19 protein-coding genes and 1 tRNA gene are annotated in these 23,882 nt (G+C 69.3%); 3 read left to right on the top strand and 17 right to left on the bottom strand.

What is annotated here, in order from left to right; all coding sequences use genetic code 11:
- Nucleotides 1-82: 82 nt before the first annotated feature.
- Nucleotides 83-1,285 (top strand): winged helix-turn-helix domain-containing protein, encoded by a 1,203-nt coding sequence (locus E3O60_RS16265; protein ID WP_088456710.1) that lies wholly within the window; start codon nucleotides 83-85, stop codon nucleotides 1,283-1,285.
- Nucleotides 1,286-1,303: 18 nt separating this feature from the next.
- Here the strand turns inward: E3O60_RS16265 and E3O60_RS16270 are convergent, their stop codons facing one another.
- The 6 genes from E3O60_RS16270 to E3O60_RS16295 all read right to left on the bottom strand — a co-directional run bounded on the left by E3O60_RS16270 (nucleotide 1,304) and on the right by E3O60_RS16295 (nucleotide 7,593).
- A complete protein-coding gene (locus E3O60_RS16270) occupies nucleotides 1,304-2,188 on the bottom strand; it encodes a M48 family metalloprotease (RefSeq protein ID WP_103429758.1) in 885 nt (294 codons plus the stop codon).
- A gap of 36 nt (nucleotides 2,189-2,224) precedes the next feature.
- The gene (locus E3O60_RS16275) at nucleotides 2,225-2,791 is read right to left on the bottom strand and encodes a LemA family protein (protein WP_088456712.1); all 567 of its coding nucleotides are present in this window, start codon (nucleotides 2,789-2,791) and stop codon (nucleotides 2,225-2,227) included.
- Nucleotides 2,792-2,973: 182 nt separating this feature from the next.
- Nucleotides 2,974-4,428 carry a glycoside hydrolase family 1 protein gene (locus E3O60_RS16280; RefSeq protein WP_134498637.1) on the bottom strand — a complete coding sequence of 485 codons (1,455 nt, stop codon included), beginning with the start codon at nucleotides 4,426-4,428 and terminating at the stop codon, nucleotides 2,974-2,976.
- The gene (locus tag E3O60_RS16285; RefSeq protein ID WP_134498639.1) at nucleotides 4,425-5,735 is read right to left on the bottom strand and encodes a D-arabinono-1,4-lactone oxidase; all 1,311 of its coding nucleotides are present in this window, start codon (nucleotides 5,733-5,735) and stop codon (nucleotides 4,425-4,427) included. Before E3O60_RS16285 ends, E3O60_RS16280 begins: the two co-directional genes overlap by 4 nt.
- Nucleotides 5,732-6,976: an alanine racemase gene (locus tag E3O60_RS16290; RefSeq protein WP_088456715.1), complete on the bottom strand. Its 1,245-nt coding sequence runs from the start codon at nucleotides 6,974-6,976 to the stop codon at nucleotides 5,732-5,734. Before E3O60_RS16290 ends, E3O60_RS16285 begins: the two co-directional genes overlap by 4 nt.
- Complete coding sequence (locus tag E3O60_RS16295) at nucleotides 6,973-7,593, bottom strand: TetR/AcrR family transcriptional regulator (RefSeq protein ID WP_166788904.1); 621 nt, start codon at nucleotides 7,591-7,593, stop codon at nucleotides 6,973-6,975. Before E3O60_RS16295 ends, E3O60_RS16290 begins: the two co-directional genes overlap by 4 nt.
- Before the next feature lie 221 nt (nucleotides 7,594-7,814).
- Here E3O60_RS16295 and E3O60_RS19015 point away from each other — a divergent pair, with 221 nt between their 5' ends.
- Nucleotides 7,815-10,004, top strand: a complete 2,190-nt coding sequence (locus E3O60_RS19015) for an Ig-like domain-containing protein (protein ID WP_134409329.1) — start codon at nucleotides 7,815-7,817, stop codon at nucleotides 10,002-10,004.
- 23 nt (nucleotides 10,005-10,027) lie between these two features.
- Here the strand turns inward: E3O60_RS19015 and E3O60_RS16305 are convergent.
- The 9 genes from E3O60_RS16305 to E3O60_RS16345 form a co-directional block, all read right to left on the bottom strand.
- Nucleotides 10,028-10,104 (bottom strand) — tRNA-Leu (locus E3O60_RS16305).
- Nucleotides 10,105-10,168: 64 nt separating this feature from the next.
- Nucleotides 10,169-11,623: an NAD(P)/FAD-dependent oxidoreductase gene (locus E3O60_RS16310; protein ID WP_103429767.1), complete on the bottom strand. Its 1,455-nt coding sequence runs from the start codon at nucleotides 11,621-11,623 to the stop codon at nucleotides 10,169-10,171.
- A 39-nt stretch (nucleotides 11,624-11,662) separates the two neighbouring features.
- On the bottom strand, nucleotides 11,663-12,988 hold the full coding sequence (locus E3O60_RS16315) for a S8 family serine peptidase (protein ID WP_370028145.1): 1,326 nt from the start codon (nucleotides 12,986-12,988) through the stop codon (nucleotides 11,663-11,665).
- On the bottom strand, nucleotides 12,937-13,473 hold the full coding sequence (locus E3O60_RS16320; RefSeq protein WP_088456719.1) for a DUF501 domain-containing protein: 537 nt from the start codon (nucleotides 13,471-13,473) through the stop codon (nucleotides 12,937-12,939). The genes E3O60_RS16315 and E3O60_RS16320 overlap by 52 nt, the downstream gene beginning before the upstream one ends.
- On the bottom strand, nucleotides 13,470-14,042 hold the full coding sequence (locus E3O60_RS16325; protein ID WP_134498641.1) for a septum formation initiator family protein: 573 nt from the start codon (nucleotides 14,040-14,042) through the stop codon (nucleotides 13,470-13,472). Before E3O60_RS16325 ends, E3O60_RS16320 begins: the two co-directional genes overlap by 4 nt.
- Nucleotides 14,043-14,282: 240 nt before the next feature.
- A complete protein-coding gene (gene eno / locus E3O60_RS16330) occupies nucleotides 14,283-15,563 on the bottom strand; it encodes a phosphopyruvate hydratase (protein WP_088456721.1) in 1,281 nt (426 codons plus the stop codon).
- A 176-nt stretch (nucleotides 15,564-15,739) separates the two neighbouring features.
- Nucleotides 15,740-16,993, bottom strand: a complete 1,254-nt coding sequence (gene hisS, locus E3O60_RS16335) for a histidine--tRNA ligase (RefSeq protein ID WP_134498643.1) — start codon at nucleotides 16,991-16,993, stop codon at nucleotides 15,740-15,742.
- Nucleotides 16,994-17,036: 43 nt separating this feature from the next.
- The gene (locus E3O60_RS16340) at nucleotides 17,037-17,570 is read right to left on the bottom strand and encodes a ferritin (RefSeq protein WP_134498645.1); all 534 of its coding nucleotides are present in this window, start codon (nucleotides 17,568-17,570) and stop codon (nucleotides 17,037-17,039) included.
- A gap of 32 nt (nucleotides 17,571-17,602) precedes the next feature.
- On the bottom strand, nucleotides 17,603-18,340 hold the full coding sequence (locus tag E3O60_RS16345; RefSeq protein WP_134409331.1) for a MazG family protein: 738 nt from the start codon (nucleotides 18,338-18,340) through the stop codon (nucleotides 17,603-17,605).
- 123 nt (nucleotides 18,341-18,463) lie between these two features.
- Between E3O60_RS16345 and E3O60_RS16350 the strand changes: the two genes are divergently transcribed.
- Complete coding sequence (locus tag E3O60_RS16350; RefSeq protein WP_134409332.1) at nucleotides 18,464-19,672, top strand: Na+/H+ antiporter NhaA; 1,209 nt, start codon at nucleotides 18,464-18,466, stop codon at nucleotides 19,670-19,672.
- Here E3O60_RS16350 and mfd read toward each other — a convergent pair.
- Complete coding sequence (mfd, locus tag E3O60_RS16355) at nucleotides 19,599-23,234, bottom strand: transcription-repair coupling factor (protein WP_103429772.1); 3,636 nt, start codon at nucleotides 23,232-23,234, stop codon at nucleotides 19,599-19,601. The two genes, E3O60_RS16350 and mfd, sit on opposite strands and share 74 nt — an antisense overlap.
- Nucleotides 23,235-23,257: 23 nt before the next feature.
- Nucleotides 23,258-23,845 carry an aminoacyl-tRNA hydrolase gene (pth, locus tag E3O60_RS16360; protein WP_088456727.1) on the bottom strand — a complete coding sequence of 196 codons (588 nt, stop codon included), beginning with the start codon at nucleotides 23,843-23,845 and terminating at the stop codon, nucleotides 23,258-23,260.
- Between the last annotated feature and the right edge of the window lie 37 nt (nucleotides 23,846-23,882).

Here is a 23,882-nt window from a genome sequence, read left to right on the forward strand (position 1 = left end):
AAGCGGCGGGTTGCGCAGGCACACCGCAGGGTTGAACGCGGCGTGAACGTCGGATGTCGCCGGCCGCCGGTAGGGTCGAGGCGTGCTCCAGACGATCTCGCCTGCCCTCGCCCGCCGTGTCGCCCTCGCCGCGCAGGGCTTCGGCCGCCCGGCCGCGCCCACTCCAGGCATCCGCCAGCTCGGCGCCCTCGTGGAGCGGCTCGGATTGCTGCAGATCGACTCGGTGAACGTCTTCGAACGCAGCCACTACGTGCCGGCCTTCAGCCGTCTCGGCCCCTACGACAAGGCCCAGCTCGACAGGTTGAGCACCGGCGCCAAGCCGCGGCTCACCGAGTACTGGGTGCACGAGGCGTCGCTGATCCCGGTGGATGACTGGCCGCTGTTCCGCTGGCGGATGCAGGCATACAGGGACAAGGCCGCCGCCGACGACACCCACTGGTCGCAGGAGAACGCACCCATGCTGGCCTGGCTGCGGGCCGAGCTGGCCGCCAACGGCCCCATGCGCGCCAGCGCGATCGAGCACGACGCCAACAAACGCAGCGGCCCCTGGTGGGGCTGGTCGGATGTGAAGATCGGCCTGGAGACGCTGTTCCGCTGGGGCGACGTGGTCAGCGGCGGCCGCCAACGGTTCGAGAGGGTCTACGCGTTGCCCGAGCAGGTCTTCCCGACCGCGCTGCTCGACCGCGAGGTACCGGCCGCCGACGCGCACCGTGCGCTCATCTCGCAGGCGGCCCGGGCCCACGGCATCGGCACTGTGAAAGACCTGGCCGACTACTTCCGGTTGCGCACCGAGCCCGCCCGCGCCGCCATCGCCGAGCTCGAGGATGCGGGTGAGCTGATTCCGGTCGAGGTTCCCGGTTGGGGCCGGGGCGGGGCCGCCGGCGCCGCCTGGTTGCACCGGGACGCCCGGCTGCCCCGCCGGCTGGACGCCGCGGCGGTACTCAGCCCGTTCGACCCTGTGGTCTGGGAACGGGCGCGGGCGCTACGACTGTTCGGCTTCCACTACCGCATCGAGATCTACACCCCCCAGGAGAAACGGCAGTTCGGCTACTACGTGCTGCCGGTGCTGCTCGGCGACACCATCGTGGGCCGTGTCGACCTCAAGAACGACAGGCAGGCCGGGGTGCTGAGGGTGCAGGCCAGCTGGGCCGAGCCCACCGCGCCCGCCGACACCGCCGCACGCCTGGCCGAGGTTCTGCGGAGCACCGCGGCCTGGCAGGGTCTGTCCGACATCGAGGTGGTCCCCCGCGGCAACCTCGCGGCCGCTCTCGCCGCGGAGTTCTAGCGCCAGAGATCTAGCGCTTTAGAAGGTGCTGCCCATCGCGTGCAGTCGCTCGATGCGCTCGGTAAGCGGCGGGTGGGTGGCGAAGAGCTTGTCCATCACACCGGGTTTGAGCGGGTCGGCGATCCACAGGTGCGCCATTGAGGTGTTCTGCTTGCGCATCGGGCGGCCGTACTCGCCCAGCTTGGCCAGGGCGCTGGCCAAGGCATCCGGCTGACGGGTGGTCAGCGCGCCGGTGGCATCCGCGAGGTACTCGCGCTGCCGCGACACGGCCAGTTGCACGACCGAGGCGATCAGCGGGGCCACGATCATGGCGACCAGGCCGAACACCAGCACGATCGGGTTGCCGTTGTTGTTGTTGCCGCGGCCGAAGAACGCCATTCGCAGGAAGATGTCGGAGATGAAACCGACGGCCACGACCAGGCCGAAAACGATCATCGAGACGCGGATGTCGTAGTTGCGCACGTGCCCGATCTCGTGGGCCATGACGCCCTCCAGTTCGGCGTCGTCCATGATGTCGAGCAGACCGGTGGTGGCGGCCACGATGGCGTGTTTGGGGTCCCGGCCGGTGGCGAAGGCGTTGGGCGCCGGGTCGTTGATGATGTACACCTCGGGCATCGGCGTGCCCGTGGTGATGGACAGGTTCTCCACGATGCGCCAGAGCCGGGGGTGATCGGTGACGCTGTTCACCCGGATGCCCCCGCTCATGGCGATCGACTGCCGACCGGCTGCGAAGTACTGGATCAGCGCGTAACCGCCGGCGATCACCAGGGTGAGGATGAGCACGCCGGGACCCTGTACGCCGTAGGCAAGACCGGCGAGCCAGCCGAGCCCGGAGATGATCACCACGAACAGCACAATGATGAAGACGGTGTTGCGCTTGTTACGCGCGATCGCGCTGTACATGGGTCCTCTTCGGGGCTGCGGTTACAGGTGTGGCGGCTAGAACTGCACGCGAGGCGGTTCGGCGATGGCCGCGGCGTCGCTGACCTCGAAGAACTCGCGCTGGCTGAAGCCGAGGTTCTTCGCGAACAGGTGGTTCGGGAAGACCTGGATCTTGGTGTTCAGCTCGCGCACGCCACCGTTGTAGAACCGGCGGGAGGCCTGGATCTTGTCTTCGGTGTCGACCAGCTCGCCCTGCAACTGCAGGTAGTTCTGGCTGGCCTGCAGCTGCGGGTACGCCTCGGCGACGGCGAAGATGCTCTTCAGGGCCGTCTGCATGTGGTTCTCGGCCGCGGCGGCGTCCACCGGGCCCTGCGCGGAGAGAGTCTCGGCGCGCGCCTTGGTCACGTTCTCGAAAACCGACTTCTCGTGAGCCGCGTAGCCCTTGACGGTTTCGATCAGATTGGGGATGAGGTCGGCACGGCGCTTGAGCTGCACAGTGATGTCGCTCCACGCTTCATCCACCCGCACCTTGAGGGTGATGAGCGAGTTGTAGGTCGCCCACAGGTAGATACCCGCGATCGCAACGAGTGCGACGACGATGAGGACCGGGATGAGCCATTCCATGGCAGCGTCTCCTTGCGATTTGACCTGGGCGATACGTGTTCGAGCCCCATCATAACGAAGCCCGCTGGGGCTCCCATGTGCTTCCCATCACACTCCAAGGAATCATCCCGCCCGGGTCCGCTAAGTTTGAGAAAAGCACCCATCCGGGCCGGTTTTTGGGGCTTATCTCACACCTCGCGAACCTATCTTGCGCTGAGGACTTCCTGGAGCCAGCGGTAGGAGAGTTTGGGGGTGCGCTTGCGGGCGGGGTCGGTGAAGTCCACGTGGACCAGGCCGAAGCGTTGGGTGTAGCCGGCCGCCCATTCGAAGCCGTCCAGCAGCGACCAGACCAGATAGCCGCGAAGGTCAACCCCCTCGGCCGGTCCGCCGGGCGCGACGGCGTCCACGGCCGCGACGAGGTGCTCGGCCAGGTAGTCGATGCGGGCCAGGTCGGTCACCGCGCCACGGACATCCGCTGTGTCGGGATAGCTCGCGCCGCCCGCGGTGAGGTAGACCGGCGGCAGGGCCTCGCCGTAGCGGTCCTGCAATTCGGCCAGCAGCACCGGCAGGTACTCGGGTGCGTTCGGCCAGCCGAACCCGGTGACCGGATGCTCGCGGAACGAGGTCAGGTGGAACGGCAACCGGCTGCTCATCGGGCGTTCCTCAGCGGGACGGTCCTCGGGCGCGCGTACCGGTTTGGCCGCTCCGGCCGCAACCCGGCTGGGCTGGAAGTACTCGACGCCGTAGAAGTCCAGCGGCTGGTGGATCGTGCGCAGGTCGTCGGGTTCGATCTCGTGCAGGTAGCGCAGCTCGTTCTCGAACACCCCGACGGGGTCCGGATAGCGGCCGAGCAGCACCGGATCGGCGAAGAGCCGGTTGTGCAGCAGGTCGTAGAGGGCCGCGGCGTCACGGTCGGCTTCCCGGTCGGTGGCGCTCTGCACCGGCGAGTGCACATTGGCGAGGCCGATCCCGCCGCGCACGTCGGCGGCGCGCAGCCCCTGCACGGCGAGGCCGTGACCGAGCAGCTGGTGGTGGCCGGCCGGTAACGCGTCGAACAAGAGGGCCTGGCCCGGGGCGTGCACGCCGATCATGTAGCCGTTGAACATCACCGTCGCCGGGTCGGCGATGGTGACCCACCGGTCGATGCGGTCGCCGAAGACCGCACCCATCTCGTGGGCGTAATCGCCGAATCTCATCGCGGTGTCACGGTTCAGCCAGCCGCCACGGAGCGCAGCGGGGGTGTCCCAGTGCGACAGGGTTGTCATCGGGCTGATGCCGTTGCCGAGCAGCTGATCGAGCAGCCTGTCGTAGAACGCCAGACCCGACCGGTTCAGCGTCCCACGACCGTCGGGTTGCAGGCGCGGCCAGGCGAAGGAGAACCGATAGCTGTCTGCGCCCAACTCCCGCAGCAGGGTGACGTCCTCGGTCAGCTTGCCGATGTGGTCGGCGGCGACCGACGCGTTCTGGCCGTCCAGGATGCGGCCGGGCTCGCGGGTGAAGGCATCCCAATGGGATTCGCCGCGGCCGCCGTCACGCGCGCCGCCCTCGATCTGGAAGGCCGAGGTGGCCGTGCCGATCTGAAAACCGGTGGGGAGCCGATCGCCCAGTTCGGCGGCCCGGTGCTGCCAGGCGCGGGACGCCGGGGTGTTGCTGCTCATGGCCCAAGAACTCTTTCCAGGTAACGGTTGGTGAATCGACGCTCCGGGTCGAGCCGGTCCCGCACGGCGAGGAAGTCGTCGAAGCGCGGGTAGACCTGGCGGAGCGTGTCCGCGTCCAGGTTGTGCATCTTCCCCCAGTGTGGGCGACCGTCGTGCGCGCGCATAATCGCCTCGACGTCGGCGAAGTACTTCTGCGGGTTCTCGCGGAAGTACCTGTGCACGGCGATGTAGCCGGTGTCTCGGCCGTAGCCGGTGGAGAGCCAGACATCGTCGGCCGCGCTCGAGCGCACTTCGAGGGGGAAGGAGATGCGCCAGCCGCGCTTCTGGATGAGGGCGCGCACCTCGCGGAGCGCGTCCGGCACCGCCTGGCGCGGCAGCGCGTACTCCATCTCGTGGAATCGCACGGTGCGGTTCGTGACGTAAACCCGGTGCGAGTGGTCGGTGACGTCGCGGCGGCCGGTGAGCCGTTCCACGAGGCGGTTGACCCTGGGCACCAGCGGCGGCAGGACCACTCCCGCCGCGCAGGTGGCGCGGAACACCGCGTTGCCGAGCAATTCGTCGTCGACCCAGCGGTTCAGCCGGCCCAGCAGGTCCCGGCCGGTGCGCGGCGGCAGCCGGGTGTTGGTCTTGGTGAGGGCGGTCTCGGTGTGCGGGAACCAGTAGAACTCGAAGTGGTCGGCCGAGGTGCTGCGCTCGAGGTAGCCGTCCAGAACGGCCTCGAACGGCTCCGGTGCGTCGACGGCGTGCAGGAGAAAAGCCGGCACGCACTGGATGGTGAGGTCCACGAGGATGCCCAGGGCGCCGAGCCCCAGTCGCACCGCGGGTAGCAGCTCGGGATTCTCGGTCTCGGTGACGCGCAGCACCGAACCGTCGCCGGTGACCAGCGTCACGGCGACGATCTGGGCGGCGAGGCCGGCAAAGGCGCCGCCGGTGCCGTGCGTGCCGGTCGAGGTGGCTCCGGCGATGGTCTGCCTGTCGATGTCGCCCATATTCTCCAGGGCGAGCCCGTAGGGGGCCAGCAGCGCGGGCAGCTGGTGCAGGCGGGTGCCGGCGGCGATGGTCACCCTGGCCGTGGCCTCGTCGACGTCGATCAACCCGCCCCAGGCCAGGTCCAGTTGCACGCCGGGCGAAACCGCGATGCCCGAGAAACTGTGTCCGGAACCGACGGCCTTGATCCTGACGCCCGATTTCACAGCGGCGAGCACGGCGCGTTGCGTGGCGGCCGCGCTGGTCGGCCGCTCCACCCTGACCGGCACGACGGACTCGCTGCGTGCCCAGTTCTGCCAGCGGGCGCCGCTGGCCGTCACAGGAAGGCCTTGCCTTCGCCTCGGTAGGTCGGCAGCATGTCGACCACGATACCGTCCTCGACCAGCGCGAATTCGTTGAGATGTTCGCTGAGTTCGCCGGACTTGGTGTGCCGCATCCAGACACGCTCGCCGACCCGCAGTGCGGCGGCGGCAGACCCGGTGACCGGTGACTGCACCTCCCCCGCCATCTCGCGCGGCACCAGGCTCAGACCCTCCGGCCAGACCAGGCGCGGTGAGCGATCCGCCCCCGGCGGACCGGAGGCGATCCAGCCGCCGCCGAGCAAGGCCGCCGTCTGCGCGGTGGGCTTCCGCACAACCGACAGGGCGAATGCGGCGGCCGGTGCCGGCCGGAAGCCCGAGTAGCTGTCGAACAGGTGGCCGCCGAAAAAACCGCTCCCGGCCGCGATATCGGTCACCGAAGTGTCGGCGTGGGTGCTCTCCAGCGAGCCGGTGCCGCCGCCGTTGACGAATTCCAGGTCGGCGACCTGCCGCACCGCGGCGACCGCCGCGGCGCGCCGGGCCGTGATGTCGACGATCGACCGATTGCGCACCCACCGGTTCAGCCCGCCCTGCACGGGGTGGCCAGGGGGTCTGTCGCCGAGACCGGCGATCTGCGCCTCATACGCCATCAGCCCGACCAGCTCGAAGCCGGGCCTGGAGACGATGGCCAGGGCCAGGGCCCTGGCGTGCTCCGGCGTGTGCACGGGCGAGCGCCACACCCCCAGGTGGCCGAGCACCGGCGCGTTCCAGGACGCGTCCAGTTCGAGGCAGACCCGGATGCGTTCACGCTGCGACGGCGCGAGCACGGCGTCGACGATGTCGAGGTGGTCGATCGAGTCCACCATCAGGGTCACTCGGGCGGCCAGGTCGGCCGAGCGGGCCAGCGTGTGAAGCGCCGCCCTGTCGACGCTGGGGTAGCCGACCACGATATCGTCGTGGGTCTGGGCGAGCCAGAGGGCCTCGGCCAGGGTGAAGGCGAGAATGCCGCGGTAGCCGGGCAGGGCGAGCACGGCGTCGAGCACGCCGCGTACCCGCAGTGACTTGCTGGCCACCCGGATCGGGGTGCCCTGGGCGCGGCCGAGCATGTCGTGGGTGTTGTGCCGCAGGGCCCCGAGGTGCAGCGCCCCCACGGGGGTGTCCAGGCCCCGGGTGGCCTCGGTCAGGTCCGGCCAGTACTGCTGCGGGTCGAGCCAGGGCGTGGCAGCCGGACCGGTCGGCCGCGGTGAGAGGTCGAGGCTCATGCGGGCCGGCCCAGCGCGGCGACGGAGTCCGCGGCGAAATCGAGCAGGGTGGCGGTGGCGGTGTCATCCCGATCCACCAGCCAGGCGATGGTGAGGCCGTCGGTGAGGGAGACGAGAAGGCGGGCCACCTCGCCGACGGGATGCTGCCAGACCGAGCCGCTTCGCCGGGCCGCGGTGTCCAGCGCCTCGGCCGCGAGGGCGTGGTAGCGCTCGTACTGGGCCACGGCGAGGTGGTGCAACCCCGGGGACCTGAGGGCGTACTGGGTGAGTTCGAGCATGGCCTTCTCTCTCAGGGGGTCGCGGCTCATGTGATCGGCGTAGCGTTGCAGTCCGTCGCGCAGGATCTGCCGCAGCGACTGGATGTCGTCCTGTCCCTGCGATTCCGTGCTGGACGGCTCAGGTAGCACGGCGGTGGCTTCCTCAGCCACGACGTGCCTGATGAGTTCGACCATCAGCTCGTCGCGGCTCTGGAAGGCGTAGTGGAAGCTTGCCAGCGACATCCCGGCCTCGGCCACGATAGCCCGAGTGGTGGCCTGGGCCACGCCCCGGTCGGCGACGACCCGTAACGCGGCACGCACCAGGGCGCTGCGCCGGTCCGCGGCGGGAATGCGTGTCACCTGGTCACCTTGTCCTGCGTCGTTAACGTCGAATAGTGGGGCAGTTGACCCAGTGCACATTATGGCGCAGGATCTCCTCGGTCGGGCGCGCCACATTGACATTCCTGGCCATGGCCCATGGAATGGTCTGAGGGAGTCCATTGCAGAGGTCACGCCGTTTCAGCGCGCACGGGTCGAACACACGAACCGGTCGGGGTCTTCGGCGACCCACACGCACGCGGGTGGCCTCGTTCGGGATCCTGCTCGCGGCTCTGGTCGGCACCGTGCTGATCGGCCCGCTCGCCGGTGCGGTCCAACCGGCCATGGCCGTCACGACCGAGACGGCGCCTGCCACCGCGACCGAACCGGCACCCGCCGAAACCACGACTCCCGACGCCTCGCTGGCGCCGTCGGAGCCAGACTCGCCGTCAGAGTCACCAGCGGAGACGCCGTCCGAGTCGCCGGCTCCGCCCGCCCCCGCCGCGCCCACCATCGACAGCCCCGGCGCCAACGCCTTCGTGGCCGGGAGCGTCACCGTCTCCGGCACCCGTGACCCCACACACGACATTCAGCTGCTCTCCCCCACCGGCGGTGCTCCGCTGTGCACCGTCGCCGCCGACGGGTCGTCCACCTGGCAGTGCCCCGGAGTGGTCCTGCCCAGCGGACCCGCCGTCGACCTGCGGGCGGAGGTGCCCGGGGACTCCGCCCTCGCGGCGGTCCACACCGTGCGGGTGCTGCAGGCCCCGACGATCACGGGCGGCTCGACCGGCCATTCCTCTTCGAGCGGGATGGTGCGCGGCACCGGCTATCCCGGCGCCACCGTCACCGCCACTCTCGCCGCGGGAGCGAGCTGTTCGTTCACCGTCGACACCTCCGGGGTGTGGGCCTGCCTGCTGGAGGGCGCAGTGTCGAGCGGGGCGCAGCAAATCACCGCCTCACAGCAGACCTCGTTCAGCGCCCCGGAGTCGTCGCCGGCAAGCGATCCGATCAGCCTGACCTTCGACGTCGACGCCCCGGCCGCGCCCGTCGTGACGAGTCCCGCCGCCGACGCCACGCTGACCTCCGCCGCCGGGCCGTTCTCCGGGCGGGGCGAGAACGGGGCCACCGTCACGGTCTTCGCCGGCGCCTACTCGGTCTGCAGCGCCGTCGTGTCCGGTGGCACCTGGTCGTGCACAGGGTCCGGCATTGCGAACGGCTCGTACGACCTGCGCGCCGTGCAGCAGGATGCCGCCGGCAATGTGAGCCCCGGCAGCTCGGCGATCCGGGTGACCTTCGGTGCCGCGACCGCGGCGCCCGCACCGGCACCGACACCGACCGCCGCCCCGCCCGTCGTGCCTGCCCCGACGGCGACCGCACTGGCGACCCCCACGGCCACACCGGGCAGCGGTTCGCCCAGCCCGCTGCCCGCCGCCCCCAACGACGGCGACGCCGCCGCACCGCCCGAGCTGACCGTGCCAGGAGGCGGCTGGAACGACCCCACCCAGTTCAGCACCGCGGTGATCCCGCCCTGGACCGTGGCGCAATTCCCTTGGCTGCAGGCGGCGATGCTCACGCTGGGAGCCCTGCTGCTGCTCGTGATTCCGGCCCGGCTGCTGGCCGGCACCATCACCCGGGCGCGAGACGGCCGGCCGCTCCTTCGCGGCCACCAGCTCGCCGGCCGCAACCGCGCCGGTGAGGAATTCGAGGTCGCCCCCACCCTGCAGGTCAACCGCTGGGTGGCCTACGGCGGCACCGTCGTCGCCGCCGCCGTGTTCGTCCTGTTGTCTGGCCCGGTGTCCGCGACGCCGGCCTATCTCCGGCTGCTGCTGGCCGTGGTTCTCGCCCTCGTGGTGGTGAACGCCGTGGCCGCCCTGGTGCCGCAGTGGTGGGGGTCCAGGGCGCTGCACATCGAGGTGACCACGACGATCCTGCCGCGGTACCTCGCGGTCGTCGCCGTCACCGCGCTCGCCTCCAGACTGTTCGAGCTCCAGCCCGCCCTGCTCTTCGGCCTGCTGGGCAGCGTCGTCGTGGGCGCGGGGCCCGGCCTGGCCCAACGGGGCCAGTTGGCCGCCATCCGGGCCGGCAGCCTGTTCGCCCTGGGACTGGCGTCGCTGCTGGTCGTCGGCACCCTACCGGCGGCCGACGGTTTCCTCAGCACCCTGGCCGCTGAGGTCGCGAACACCGTCGTGCTGGCCTCGATCGGCTCGGCCGTGCTCGTGCTCATTCCGATCGGGAATACGAGTGGACGCAGCATCCTGGCCTGGTCGCCGCCGATCTGGGCCGCCCTGACGGTGCCGGCCTTCCTCACCCTGTTCACGCTGCTCTCGCCCATGCTTCCGCGTTGGACGGGCACCGGCACCGCGATGCTGCTCTGGGTGGTGGCGACAGGCTTCGCCGTGGTCAGCGTGGCCGCCTGGGCGTGGCAGCGCTTCGTACTGCCGGGCCGACGCTGAGGCGCGCCGCGCCGGGTGATTCCTGGTGCCCCCGCTGGGATTCGAACCCAGACTGTGACGATTTTAAGTCGCCTGCCTCTGCCGGTTGGGCTACGGGGGCACGCCCGGACTAGCCGGGCATCACGAGTGGATGCCGCACCGGAGTGCGGCATCCACCGGTGACTCTACGGTGCTGCGATGGTCTCCGTGCCGGACTCGGCAGCGGCGACCTCGACGACGGGCTTCTTGACCGGGGCCTTGCGCGGTGCACGCGGGGCCTTGACCGCGGCCGGGGCGACGACCGCGGGTGCGGCTGCCGGCGGCTTCGGACGGGACGCGAACTCCTGGAACACGGCGCGAGGCGTCTGCACGGCCTCGAGCGACACGATGTCGCGGCCCAGGAAGACGTTCAGGACCCAACCTCCGACGACGCGGATCTTGCGCTCCCAGCTCGGCATGGCCAGGCCGTGGTAGCCGCGGTGGGCGATCCAGGCCGGGAAACCCTTGAGGGCGAATTTGCCGGACTGGAATGCTCCGACGCCCACACCGAGACCGGCGACGGCTCCGAGGTTCTTGTGGTTGTAGTCCGCGGGGCCCTCACCGCGGAGGACCGCGACGATGTTCTTGGCCATGAGCTTGCCCTGGCGCACGGCGTGCTGGGCGTTCGGCACGCAGAAGCCGCCGACGCCGCCGCCGGAGAGGTCGGGAACCGCGGTGATGTCACCGGCGGCCCAGGCGTCGACGACGATCTCGTCCTCGGTGCCGACACGCAGGTCGGCGCGCACACGCAGTCGGCCGCGCTCTTCGACCGGGAGGTCGGTGTTGCGCACGATGCCGGGGTTCGCCATGACGCCGGCGGTCCAGACGATCAGGTCGGTCTCGAAGGACTCCCCGGTGGAGAGCTCGATCTTGCCGTCGACGGCGGAGGTGAGCTGGGTGTTCAGGTGCACCTCTGCACCACGCTCGGCGAGGTTCTTGATGACCCACAGCGCGGTGGTTTCGCTCACCTCCGGCATGATGCGACCCATTGCCTCGATGAGGTGGAAGTGCGTGTCCTCGAAGGCGATCTGCGGGTACTTGGTGAGCAGCGAGCTGGCGAAGGAGCGCAGCTCGGCGAACACCTCGATGCCGGCGAAGCCGCCACCGATGACCACGAAGGTCAGCAGGCGGTCGCGCTCGGGGCCGGCGGGCAGCTGGGCTGCCTTGTCGAAGTTGGTGAGGACGGTGTCGCGGATCGCGACGGCTTCCTCGATGGTCTTCAGGCCGATGGCCTGGTCCGCGACCCCGGGGATCGGGAAGGTGCGCGACACGGCGCCGGCGGTGACCACGATGATGTCGTAGTCGAAGACCCACGGTTCGCCGACCGGCGGCGTGATGGTGGCCTTCTTTTCCGCGTGGTTCACGTTGGTGACCTTGGCGGTGAGCACATTGGTCTTCTTGAGGTGGCGACGGTGGGCCACGACCGAGTGACGCGGATCGATGGATCCGGCGGCCACCTCGGGGAGGAACGGCTGGTAGGTCATGTACGGCAGCGGATCGACCATGGTGACCTCGGCCTCGCCGGGACGCAACCACTTCTCAAGCTTCCAGGCGGTATAAAAACCCGCGTAGCCGCCACCGACGATGAGAATTTTGGGCACGATTAGAAGGCCTCCTACAGGGATTGGATACGCGAAAGTTTAGAGATGAGAACGAATTCGCTTGAAATGCCGCGTGGCCCCAATGCCGAACAGCGTTACTAGGATAGCAAAACCCACCAGGACGGCGAGCGGCACGCTGACATAGGTGAGGGTGAGTGGGCTGGGCAGCCAGCCGGCGGCGCTGTTCTGCTCCGGCAGGGGCGGGTCGGCATCCGGGACAACGGGCACCGGAGTTCCCGGTGTGGTGGGCGTCATCGGCGCGGCGTCGGCACGGCGGTGCAGGGTGATCCACTCCTGCAGGAGCTCGGCGGGCGTGGCGGAGGTGGACTTCGGCACGTACGCGGAGACCGCGGCGGCGGCGTCGATCAGGCCGTTGCCGTAGATCGGGCTCGGCACCGTGTGCCCGTTCGGGTTCGCGGTCTCGATGATCCGGTTCATCACCTCGGTGGCATCCAGCTTCGGGTAGGCCGAGCGCACCAGGGCCACCAGCCCGGAGACTATCGGCGCGGCCGCGCTGGTGCCGTTCCATTCCATGTAGCCGCCGCCGGGCGCGACACCGACGAGCTTCTCGCTGGGCGCGGCGACGGCGATGGTGATGCCCTGCGAGGAGGCGTCGAAGCTGGCCTCCTTGGACTGGTCGACACCGGCGACGGTGAGTACGCCGGGAATGGTGGCGGGGGCGCCGACCTCGGTCGTTCCGCTGCCCCTGTTGCCGGCCGCAGCGACAACCACGACGTCGTTTTCGAACGCGTACATGAACGCGTCATCCCAACTGGTCGGCCAGTCCAGGGTGTTGCGGGTGAGTGACATGTTGATCACGTCGGCGCCGTTGTCGACGGCCCACCGGATGCCCGCGGCGATCTGGTCGTCATTGCTGAGCACGGCGTCACTGGTGCCGAACGCCACCGAGACGGCGAGGATGGACGCCTCTGGCGCCACGCCGATCAGGCCGCCGCCCGTTGGCGTGCCACGGCCGGCGAGGAGGGATGCCACCAGGGTGCCGTGTTCGTTCTCGGCGCCGACCGGGGTCTGGCCGTTCGACGAGCCGACACCGGAGACGTCGGTGCCGCCGACGACGGCGCCGTTGAGCTCGGTGATGCTGCCGTCGACACCGGTGTCGATGACGGCGACGGTGACGCCGGCTCCCTTGGTGGTGGTCCAGGCTTGGCTGAAGCCGTAGTCATTCAGCCAGTATTCGAGGTCGCGTACCTGGTCGGCGCGGGCGACGGAGGTGTCGCCGACGACGCCCACGACCGCGACGGCTGCCGCGAGGGTGATCGCGACGCCGGTGAGGATGCGGCGCGCGGCGCCGGTCACGCGTCGGCCGGCGGGACCGCCGGCGGAGCGTAGTCCAGGCACTCGCACACCTGGGGCGACCAGGCGGCCCGCAGCAGGGCCAGGTCGCCGATCGGGTTGACGCCGGGACCGGCCGCCAGGGCGTGCGCGGCCAGGGCGTGCAGGCACTTGACCCGCACCGGCATCCCGCCGGAGGAGACGCCGGCGAGCTCGGGGACCACGCCGATCATCTCGCGATCGGCCAGGAAGCTTTCGTGCGCGGCGCGGTAGTGGGCGCGCAGGTCCTCGTCGTCGGCGAGCATCTGGTTGTACTCGTTCATCACCTGGGTGGCTTCCAGGAACGACAGCGCGGCCGTGGCGGCGGGGTGCGATAGGTAGTACAGGGTGGGGAACGGGGTGCCGTCCTCCAGCCGCGGCGCCGTGGCCACGACGGTGGGCGCGCCGCAGGTGCAGCGGGCGGCGATGCCGATCACGTTGCGGGCGGGGCGGCCGAGCTGCGCGGAGACCGTGGCGATGTCGGCCTCGGAGGCGGGGTCGAAGGGCGGTCGGGTCATTGTGCTGCCTCCTGGGGGGCCAGTGCGGATGTCATCACCGATCGGAAGACGGAGTCGACCCAGTCGACTTCGGTGTCCTGGATGGCGGTACTGATGGGTGCGGTGTCGGCGGCGTCCTCGACGCTGGCTCCGCTGTCGTTGATCACGAGAAAACTGATGTCACCGGGCAGCACGTAGGAGAGCCGGTCCCGCGCCTGGGTGGTCACGAAGGTGCGGTCGTTCCACCGTTCCCGCTCCGCCTTGAGGTCGTCGACCGAGTCCTGTTGCGCTGCGACGGTGTCGCTGAGCTGGTCGATTTGTTTGCGCTGTTCGGCGTAGGTGCGCACACTGGGCGCGAGCACGACGACAGCGAGCACCAGAAGACCCATCATCACGAAGGAGAATCCGCTCAATCGCAGGCCACGGAGCCAGCTGCGCACCGCGGTCTCGTCGGTGGCGAGTTTGACCGCCCTCTGCTCTGTTCGGCGGGGCTCGGTCCGGCGGGGCTCGGTTCCGCGGGACTCGGTTCCGCGGGACTCGGTACTGTGCGGCTTCGCCCGGCGCGGTTTGGGCAGGCGCGGTGGGGTCATGCCAGAACCGGTGAAGGTCACGGTGACTCCCGTCGGGTGCTCGGTGGGTGATGCTCGCCGGGGCACACAGAAATGCCCCGGTTCTAGAGTGCCAGATCTTTCGGCCCGCACCGTTCGCCACGGCCCGCGAACCCGGATCCTGTGCAAACCCGCAGCCTGGCGGTGGCGCACGCCCCAAAAAAAAGCTCCCCGCCCCGGACGATGTCCGATGAGCGGGGAGCCCGGGTGGTTCAGAGGGGATTAGCCCTTGAAACGCGGGAACGCGGAACGGCCGGCGTAGACCGCGGCCTCGCCGAGTTCTTCTTCGATGCGCAGGAGCTGGTTGTACTTGGCAACGCGCTCGCTGCGGGCCGGGGCGCCGGTCTTGATCTGGCCGGCATCCGTGGCGACCGCGAGGTCGGCGATGAAGGTGTCTTCGGTCTCACCGGAGCGGTGCGAGATGACGGTCGTGTAGCCGGCGCGCTGGGCGAGGGCGACGGCGTCCATCGTCTCGGTCAGGGTGCCGATCTGGTTGACCTTGATGAGGATGGAGTTCGCTGCCTTGATCTCGAGGCCCTTGGCCAGGCGGATCGGGTTGGTGACGAACAGGTCGTCTCCGACGATCTGAACCTTGTCGCCGAGCTGAGCGGTGAGGTGGACGTAGCCTTCCCAGTCCTCTTCCTCGAGCGGGTCTTCGATGGAGACGAGCGGGTACGCCTCGAGGAGTTCGGCGTAGTACGCGACGATCTCGGTGGAGGTCAATTCCTTGCCCTCGAAGTGGTAGACGCCGTCCTTGAAGAACTCGGTGGCTGCGCAGTCGAGCGCCAGGCCGATGTCGGTGCCGGGCGTGTAGCCGGCCAGCGTGATGGCTTCGACGATGAGGTCGAGCGCCGCACGGTTGCTGGGCAGGTTGGGGGCGAAGCCACCCTCGTCGCCGAGGCCGGTCGCCAGGCCCTTGCTCTTCAGCAGGCCCTTGAGGGCGTGGTAGACCTCAACGCCCCAGCGCAGGCCCTCGCTGAAGGTGGGGGCGCCGAGCGGGACAACCATGAATTCCTGGATGTCGACGTCGTTGTCGGCGTGCGAGCCACCGTTGATGATGTTCATCATGGGAACGGGCAGGGTGTGCGCGTTCGGGCCGCCGAGGTAGCGGAAGAGGGGCAGGTCGGCCGAGCTGGCGGCGGCCTTGGCGACGGCCAGGCTCACGCCGAGGATGGCGTTGGCGCCGACGCGCTCCTTGTTGACGGTGCCGTCGGTCTCGTTGAGGACCATGTCGATGATGCGCTGGTCGGCGGCGTCGAGGTCCTCGACGGCCGGGCCGAGCTCGTCGGTGACGGAGCCGACGGCCTTGAGCACGCCCTTGCCCAGGTAACGCTTCTTGTCACCGTCGTGCAGCTCGTAGGCCTCGAAGGCGCCGGTCGAGGCGCCTGAGGGTACGGCGGCACGGCTCAGCGTGCCGTCCTCGAGCAAAACCTCGACCTCGACGGTCGGGTTGCCCCGAGAGTCGAGGATTTCGCGTGCAACAACTGCGTCAATAAGAGCCACAACTATCTCCTGTGTCTGTCTGTGTATCGATTTTTGGATTCTAAGTCCGTGTGGATTTTGAGGAAGACGCCGCTGTGTTCCAGTCCGTAGAACAGTCTAGTGACCGGTTCGCCGGCCCGCTCAGGACTGAAGTCCCGTTCACCGCCGGAACATCAACCGTTCAGCCGGTGCTCGGTTCAGCCGGCCAGCGGCTTGAAGACCAGGTCGTCGGGCTCGACGGAGTCATCGGTCACGAACGCGAACCGGCCGTAACCCGCGGCACCGGCCCGTTCGAGCAGAGCCTTGAGGTTCTTGGTGCGCTTGTCCAGCCGCACCCGGAGGCCCTCTGCCACGAGGGCGGTCTTGAGCGCGACGAGGGCGGCCGGGTCGGCATCCTTCTCGTGAACGAGCAGGACGGCGGACTCGGTGTCGTCGTCGGAGCCGGCGAGCAGGTCGACGATGCGTTCGAACCCGATCGAGAAGCCGCAGGCGGGCACGTCGGTGCCGAGGAACCGGCCGATCATGCCGTCGTAACGGCCGCCGCCGCCCAGCGAGTAGCCCAGGTCGGGGTGCTTGATCTCGAAGATGGTTCCGGTGTAGTAGCCCATCCCGCGCACCAGGGTGGGGTCGAACTCGAGCGCGACTCCGGGCAGCGCGGCCCGCAGCGCGGACAGGTCGGCGTACGCGGCGGCGTCCAGCCAGGCCGGCGCATCCTGCGGGTCGGGCCAGCCGCCGTCGCTAAACCCGGCGAGGGTGTCGGCCAGGCCGGTGGTGTCGATTCCGAGGCCGCCGAGCTCGGTGACGACGCCGTCCACACCGATCTTGTCGAGCTTGTCGAGGGTGATCAGGGCGCGTTCGGTGAGGTTGCCGGCCACGCCCCAGGTGCTGAGCATGGCGGTGAGGATGCGGCGATCGTTGATGCGGATCGAGCAGCCGGTCAGGCCCAGGTTGTCCAGGGCTGCGACGGTGGCGGTGATCAGTTCGATCTCGGCAAGCGGGCCGGCCTCGCCGATGATGTCGATGTCGCACTGCACGAACTGGCGGTAGCGGCCCTTCTGCGGGCGTTCGGCGCGCCAGACCGGGGCGATCTGGATGGAGCGGAACACCGTGGGCAGCTCGGCGCGGTGGCTGGCGTAGAACCGGGCCAGCGGCACCGTGAGGTCGAAGCGCAGCCCCAGGTCGGCCAGGGAGAGCAGGTCGTCGGCCTCGGCGGCCGTCACGAGGTCGGCCGGGCCGATTCCGCGCTTGAGCACGGCGAAGCCGAGCTTCTCGTTGTCGCCGCCGAGGCCGGAGTGCAGCCTGATGGTGTCTTCCATCACGGGCGTTTCGATCTCGTCGAAACCGTGCGCGGCAAAGCTGGAGCGGATGATGCCCAGAGCCCTTTCGCGGGTGGCCTTGTCGGCCGGGAGGAAGTCGCGCATGCCGCGGGGAGGGGTCACTGCTGTTGCCATGCCCCAATTCTGTCAGGTCGCCCGGCCCGACCCCGCCGCGGCGTTAGAGCGCGCCGCCGGCGGCTCCGGGCGCGTCGGCGTCGCCGCCGGCGTCACCGACCTGCTCGCGGGCGATGAAGTTCTCGATGTCGAACAGGTTGTCCTTGGCGCGCTTGGCGATGGTCAACAGGGTCGACATGGAGGCGACCTCCTCGACCTGTTCCTTGAGGAACCAGAGCATGGCCTGCTCGCCGAGGGCGTCGCCGTCGGTGCGGGCGGCTTTGAAGAGCGCCTCGATCTGAGCGGTGACCTGCTGTTCCTGCGCGAGGGCCAGCGCGATCGGTTCGACGATGTCAGCGAAACCGTTGATCACGGCGGGGATCCCGGGGATCACGACCTCCAGGCCCCGGTCGAGCCGGTACTGCACGAGCATCATCGCGTGGTTGCGCTCTTCTACGGACTGCCGGTAGAAGTGTGCGGCCAGCTGGGGCAGGTCCTGGCTGTCGAACCAGGTGGCGATGGCGATGTATTGCTGGGACGCGGCGAACTCGTTGCCGATTTGCTGGGTGAGGAGCGCGTTGAAGGTCGTTTCGGTCATGCTGCGACGTTAGCGGGCCGCACCGCCTGGCGCTATGCGGTGGGGAACGCGATAACGCCGGCGTCGGCCGGGTCGCCGTCGGCCACGCCGAAGGACCCGTCGCCGCTCTCCTGCTCGGCCGCGCGGATCTCGTCCTGCAGGTCGCGGAGCGCGGTGCGCAGCGCCCGCTCGGAGTCCAGCCCCTGGGCCTTGGCCGCGGACACGATGGCGAGCAGGATCGGGCCCAGCTCGGCCTCGCTGTCGATGGGCAGCAGGGCGGGCGCATCCGTCTCGAGCAGGCCGATCTTCTGGGCCCGGCCGAGCACCTTGTCGGCCAGCGCCAGCGCCGGCATGCCCTGCGGTATGCCGTCGAGCACGCTGGTGCGGTGCGGCTTCTCGGCGGCCTTCACGTCATCCCAGCCGGCGATGACCTCGTCGGTGGTCTTCTGAGCGCCGCTCTCGGCGAAGACGTGCGGGTGCCGGCCGACCATCTTGCGAGTCATCCGGGCGGCCACCTCCTGGATGTCGAAGTCCTCCCCCGGTGTCTCGGCGGCGATGCTCGCGTGGAAGACCACCTGGTAGAGCACGTCACCGAGCTCCTCCAGCAGGTCGTCGCGGCTGCCGCTCTCGATCGCCTCGATCAGCTCGTGAGTCTCCTCGGTGAGGTACTGCACGAGCGACGCGTGGGTCTGCTCGGCGTCCCACGGGCAACCGCCCTGCGCACGCAGGCGGGCGACCGTGGCGACGAGCTCGTCGAAAGCGGATGGCGTGGGCTGGGCGTATTCGGTCACACTCCATCGTAGGCGGCGGGACTAAACTGAACGCTGGTGTGCCGGGAAGTCTGGTCGGCGGGCGAAATGTTTCGCTCACGACGTACGACCGACCCGCTTTTACCGTGGGTGGACAGGATCTCCATGACTTTCATCCGTTCCGAACGCTACGCCGCCGGGTTCCTGCTTCTCGCCGGTGTGCTCGGCCTGATCATGGCCAATCTCGCCTTCGGTCCGGCGCTGATCGAGGCGGCCAACGAACATCTGCACACCGGCCTGTTCGGGCTGGACCTGTCGGCCAAGCACTGGATCAGCGACGGACTGCTGTCGATCTTCTTCTTCCTCATCGCCATCGAGCTCAAACGCGAACTGGTGATCGGCGACCTGAACAGCTTCGGCAAGGCGGCGCTGCCCGCCCTCGCCGCGCTCGGCGGGGTCGCGGTTCCCGCCGGCATCTACCTGCTGCTCACCCAGGGCTCGGGGCTGGCCGCGGGCTGGCCGGTGCCCACGGCCACCGACATCGCGTTCGCGCTGGGGGTGCTGGCGGTGTTCGGCCGCGGGATCCCCACCCGGGTGCGGGTGTTCCTGCTGGCCCTGGCGGTGCTCGACGACCTCGTGGCGATCCTGATCATCGCGTTTTTCTTCACCCAGGACCCCGAGCTGCAGTACATCGGCTTCGCGGCGATCACGGCCACCCTCTTCGGGGTCACCAGCCGGCTGCTCAAGCCGCGTTCGCCGTGGGTGCTGGGCCGGAAGCCGGTCTGGCCGATCATCGTCCTGCTGATCGTCCTCGGCGTGGCCACCTGGTACTTCACCTATCTCTCCGGCGTGCACGCCACCATCGCCGGCGTGATCCTCGGCCTGGTGATGGCCCGGGTGCCCGGTGGCCGCACCCACCACGTGCTCGAGCCGTACTCCAACGCGGTGATCCTGCCGCTGTTCGCGTTCTCGGCGGCCCTCGTGGCCATCCCGCAGGTGAGCCTGGCCGAGCTCAGCCCGGCGTTTTGGGGCATCCTGGTGGCCTTGCCGGTGGGCAAGCTGATCGGCATCACCCTGGCCGGGAGCCTGGGTAGCCTGATCTCCCGGCGCCCCAACGGGTCCAGGTCCGGGCTCAAGTTCATCGACATCGTGATGGTCGCCTGCCTGGGCGGCATCGGCTTCACAGTGTCACTGCTGATGGGCGCGCTCGCCTTCGCCGGCAGCGTCGAGGTGGTCGACGAAGCCACCCTCGCCGTGCTGCTGGGCTCGGGCTTCGCGATCCTGGTCTCGGCCGTCGTGGTCAGTGCGCGGGCACGGCAGTATCGACGGGCCGCGGAAACACCGCGTCCAGCAGCGAGCCCGTCCACGCTATAAGGGCGGCGTCGGCCAGCGGCTCGCCGTTCAGGCGCGGCAGCGGCACGATCATCGACCCGGCCGCGGCTGAGTACTTGGCACCCGGGTACATCCGCTGCACCCGAACCTGCATGGAGTCGGCCAGGTCGACCGGCGCCACCCGCAGGTTGGAGCCCATCGCGACGACCTCACCGAGGCCGGCCTGTTGCGCGTGCCTGCGCAGCCTGGACACGGCGATGAGGTTGGTGACGGCTTCGGGCGGTTCGCCGTAGCGGTCGGTGAGCTCCTCGAGCACGAGCCCGATCTGGTCGTCGGCGGCCGCGAGCCCGCTGGCGCCGGAGAGCTTCTGATACGCCTCCAGGCGCAGCCGCTCGCTGTCCACGTACTCCTCGGGGATGTGCGCGTCCACGGGCAGCTCCAGCCGCAGCTCCGTCTGGCCCTCGGCCACGTCACCGCGGAAGGTCGACACGGCCTCGCCGATCATGCGCAGGTAGAGGTCGAAGCCGACCCCGGCGATGTGACCGGCCTGCTCGCCGCCGAGCAGGTTGCCCGCACCGCGGATCTCGAGGTCCTTCAGCGCCACCTGCATGCCGGCGCCGAGTTCGTTGTTGGCCGCGATGGTGGCCAGCCTGTCGTGCGCGATCTCGGAGAGCGGCTTGTTCTCGTCGTAGAGGAAATAGGCGTATGCACGCTCCCGGGCACGGCCGACCCGGCCGCGCAGCTGGTGCAGCTGGCTGAGCCCGTACTTGTCGGCCCTGTCGATGATGATGGTGTTCGCGTTGGCGATGTCCAGGCCGGTCTCGATGATGGTCGTGGAGACCAGGATGTCGAACTTGTTCTCCCAGAAGTCCACCACCACCTGTTCCAGCTGCGCCTCCGGCAGCTGCCCGTGCGCCACGGCGACGCGGGCTTCCGGCACCAGTTCGGCCAGCTGCGCGGCCACCCGGTTGATGCTGGAGACGCGGTTATGCACGAAGAAGATCTGGCCCTCGCGAAGCAGTTCGCGGCGGATGGCGGCGGCTACCTGGCGGTCGGAGTACGGCCCGACGAAGGTGAGGATCGGGTGCCGGTCCTCCGGCGGGGTGGCCAGGGTGGACATCTCCCGGATGCCTGTGACGGCCATCTCCAGGGTGCGCGGGATGGGCGTGGCGCTCATGGCGAGGATGTCGACGTTGGTCTTGAGCTTCTTGAGAGCGTCCTTGTGCTCGACACCGAAACGCTGTTCCTCGTCGATGATGACCAGGCCGAGGTCCTTGAAGATCGTGTTCTCCGACAACAGCCGGTGGGTGCCGATGACCATGTCGACGGTGCCGTCGAGCATGCCGGCCACGGTCTCGCGGGATTCCTTGTCGGTCTGGAACCGGCTGAGCGCCCGCAGGTGGATGGGGAACCCGGCGAAGCGCTCCTGGAAGGTCTCCATGTGCTGGCGCACGAGCAGGGTGGTCGGCACGAGCATGGCCACCTGCTTGCCGTCCTGGATGGCCTTGAACGCTGCGCGCACGGCGACCTCGGTCTTGCCGAAGCCCACGTCACCGGACAGCAACCGGTCCATCGGGATGGGCCGCTCCATGTCGGCTTTGACCTCCTCGATGGTGGTGAGCTGGTCGGGCGTCTCCGCGAACGGGAACGCCTCCTCGAGCTCCCGCTGCCAGGGCGTGTCAGGGCCGAATGCGTGACCCTTGCTGGCCATCCGTGCCGAGTAGAGCTTGACGAGTTCGACGGCGATGTCGCGCACCGCCCGCCGGGCCTTTGTCTTGGCGGCCGACCAGTCGCTGCCGCCCATCTTGGACAGCGCGGGTGCCTCGCCGCCGACGTAGCGGGAGACCAGGTCGAGCTGGTCGGTGGGCACGTAGAGCTTGTCGCCGCCGTGACCGCGCTTGGACGGCGCGTACTCGAGCACCAGGTATTCGCGGGTGGTCTTGACCGGGTTGCGGCCGCCGCTGGAGACCTCACGCTGGGTGAGTTCGAGGAACTTGCCGATGCCGTGGGTCTGGTGCACGACGTGGTCGCCGGTCTTGAGCTGCAACGGATCGACGACGTTCTTGCGCCGACTGGCGAGCTTCTTGATCTGGCGGGCGTCGTAACCGACGGTGCGGCCGTAGAACTCGCTCTCGCTGACCAGGGTGAGCTTGGTCTCGGGGATCTCGAACCCGTGAGTGATGGAGGCCTTGATCAGGTAGGCGATGCCCGGTTCCGGGTTCGCCGGGAACTCCTCCACGATGCGGGCGGGCAGTTCGGCGCCGGAGAGGACGTCGGCGGCGCGGTCGACGAGGCCGGCGCCCTGCGCGACGACGGCGACGGTCCAACCGTCCTTGAGGCGCGTGGAGAGGTGCCCGACGGCGCCCTCGACGCTGCCGGCGAAGCTCGGCACGGCGTCGCCCTCGATGCGGATGGTGAGCAGTTCGTCGATCTCGCGGTGTTCGGGCAGCACCGGGATGTCGGTGGGCGCGGCCTGGAAGGAGCTCAACGTCCACCAGACCCGTTCGCTGGCCCCGGCGCCGGGGGCCGAGTACCGCACGGCGTCGCGCAGGGTGCCCAGGGTGAGGAAGTCACCGCTGGCGAGGTCGATGGGGGCCTCGGCGCCGGCGGTGGCGGCGTTCCAGGCGGCGGAGAGGAACTCCCGGTTGGTCTCGGCGAGGCTGATGGCGCGGGAGGCGACCCGTTCCGGCGAGATCACGGCGACGGCGGCCTGGCGGGGCAGGTAGTGCGTGACGGGCACCAGCCTGTCGACGAGGGCGGGCGCGAGGCTCTCCATGCCCTCGACGGGGATGCCCTCGGCCACCTTGGCGAGCAGACCCGCCAGGCTGGGGAACTCGTGTTGCATCTCCCGGGCGCGCTGGCGCACGGCGGGGCTGAGCAGCAGTTCGCGGCTGGGCGGCAGGGTCACCGACTCGATGGGTTCGGGCATCGAGCGCTGGTCGGCGACCGCGAAGGCGCGGATCTGCTCGACCTCGTCACCGAAGAACTCGATGCGGTACGGGTGCGCGGCCATCGGCGGGAACACGTCGAGGATGCCGCCGCGCACGGCGAACTCGCCGCGCCGGGTGACCATGTCCACTCGGGCGTACGCCACGTTGACGAGGTCGACGGCGATGGCGGCGAGGTCGTGGCCGCGGCCGCCGGCCGTGAGCTCGAGCGGGTCGTAGTCGGTGAGGTTGTCGGCCACAGGCTGCAGGGCGGCGCGCACCGAGGCCACCACGATGAGGGGGCGCCGGGTGGCGGCGTCCGCAGCCTCCCAGTCGCGCATCCGCCTCAGGGCGTAGAGGCGGCGGCCCACGATCTCGGCACTGGGGCTGAGCCTCTCGTGCGGCAGGGTCTCCCAGGCGGGGAACTCTACGATCTCGGCGTCGTCGGAGAAGCAGCCCAGGTTCTCCCGCAGCGCCTCGGACTCACGGCCGGTGGCGGTGATGATCAACAGCGCCCGGCCCTTGTCCAACCTGTCGCGCTGCTCGAGCAGCGCGGCCAGCAGCGGGGCGCGGAGGCCCTCGGTGAGCGAGAAGTCGGCGTCACGGGCCGCAAAGGCGAGGGCGGCATCGAACGTGGAGGCACGCGAAAGCGCCGGAATCAAGCCCTGAAGAATCACCGCACAAGTCTACGGGTAGTTTTCTACGCGGGTGGGGCGTGGAACTTCTGCTGGGCGGCGGTGACACCCTCTGCGGCGATCATCTCGATCGCATCCGCCGCGTCCTCGAGCATGATCCCCAGGGTGGTGCGTTCGGTGCTGGAGAAGTCGTGCAGCACGAAGTCGGCGGCGTTCTGCCGGCCGGGCGGGCGGCCGATGCCCATCCGGATGCGGGTGAACTCGTTGCTGCCGGTGGCCGCGATGATGTCGCGCAGCCCGTTGTGACCGCCGTGGCCGCCGCCCACCTTGATCTTGAGGGTGTCGAAGGGCAGGTCCAGCTCGTCGTGCACGACGATGAGGCGGGAGACGTCCAGGGAGTAGAACCGGAGCAAGGCCGCGACTGGTCCGCCGGAAAGATTCATGAAGCTGTTCGGCTTGGCCAGGATCAGCTTGGGACCGCCGGGGAAACTGCGCCCCTCGGCGACGGCGGAATTCGCCTTGTGGTTCTTGAAATTCGCGCGCATCCGGTCGGCGAGCACGGCCGTGACCATGTGGCCGACGTTGTGGCGGTTACCGGCGTAGCCGGGCCCGGGGTTACCGAGCCCGACTACGAGCCAGAGATTCTCGTCCAGGGGGTTCCTTTACAAAAGTTTCTGTCCGGTGTTGAAG

Origin of the sequence: Cryobacterium sp. TMB1-7, from assembly GCF_004402435.1 — a bacterium.
Taxonomy (GTDB): Bacteria; Actinomycetota; Actinomycetes; order Actinomycetales; family Microbacteriaceae; genus Cryobacterium; species Cryobacterium zongtaii.

What these genes read in the sequence shown, in the direction of transcription:
- E3O60_RS16270 (WP_103429758.1), bottom strand. Translation starts at nt 2,188, where the DNA reads ATGTACAGCGCGATCGCGCGTAACAAGCGCAACACCGTCTTCATCATT.
- E3O60_RS16275 (WP_088456712.1), bottom strand. Translation starts at nt 2,791, where the DNA reads ATGGAATGGCTCATCCCGGTCCTCATCGTCGTCGCACTCGTTGCGATC.
- E3O60_RS16280 (WP_134498637.1), bottom strand. Translation starts at nt 4,428, where the DNA reads ATGAGCAGCAACACCCCGGCGTCCCGCGCCTGGCAGCACCGGGCCGCC.
- E3O60_RS16290 (WP_088456715.1), bottom strand. Translation starts at nt 6,976, where the DNA reads ATGAGCCTCGACCTCTCACCGCGGCCGACCGGTCCGGCTGCCACGCCC.
- E3O60_RS16320 (WP_088456719.1), bottom strand. Translation starts at nt 13,473, where the DNA reads ATGACCCGACCGCCCTTCGACCCCGCCTCCGAGGCCGACATCGCCACG.
- E3O60_RS16325 (WP_134498641.1), bottom strand. Translation starts at nt 14,042, where the DNA reads ATGACCCCACCGCGCCTGCCCAAACCGCGCCGGGCGAAGCCGCACAGT.
- hisS (WP_134498643.1), bottom strand. Translation starts at nt 16,993, where the DNA reads ATGGCAACAGCAGTGACCCCTCCCCGCGGCATGCGCGACTTCCTCCCG.
- E3O60_RS16340 (WP_134498645.1), bottom strand. Translation starts at nt 17,570, where the DNA reads ATGACCGAAACGACCTTCAACGCGCTCCTCACCCAGCAAATCGGCAAC.
- E3O60_RS16350 (WP_134409332.1), top strand. Translation starts at nt 18,464, where the DNA reads ATGACTTTCATCCGTTCCGAACGCTACGCCGCCGGGTTCCTGCTTCTC.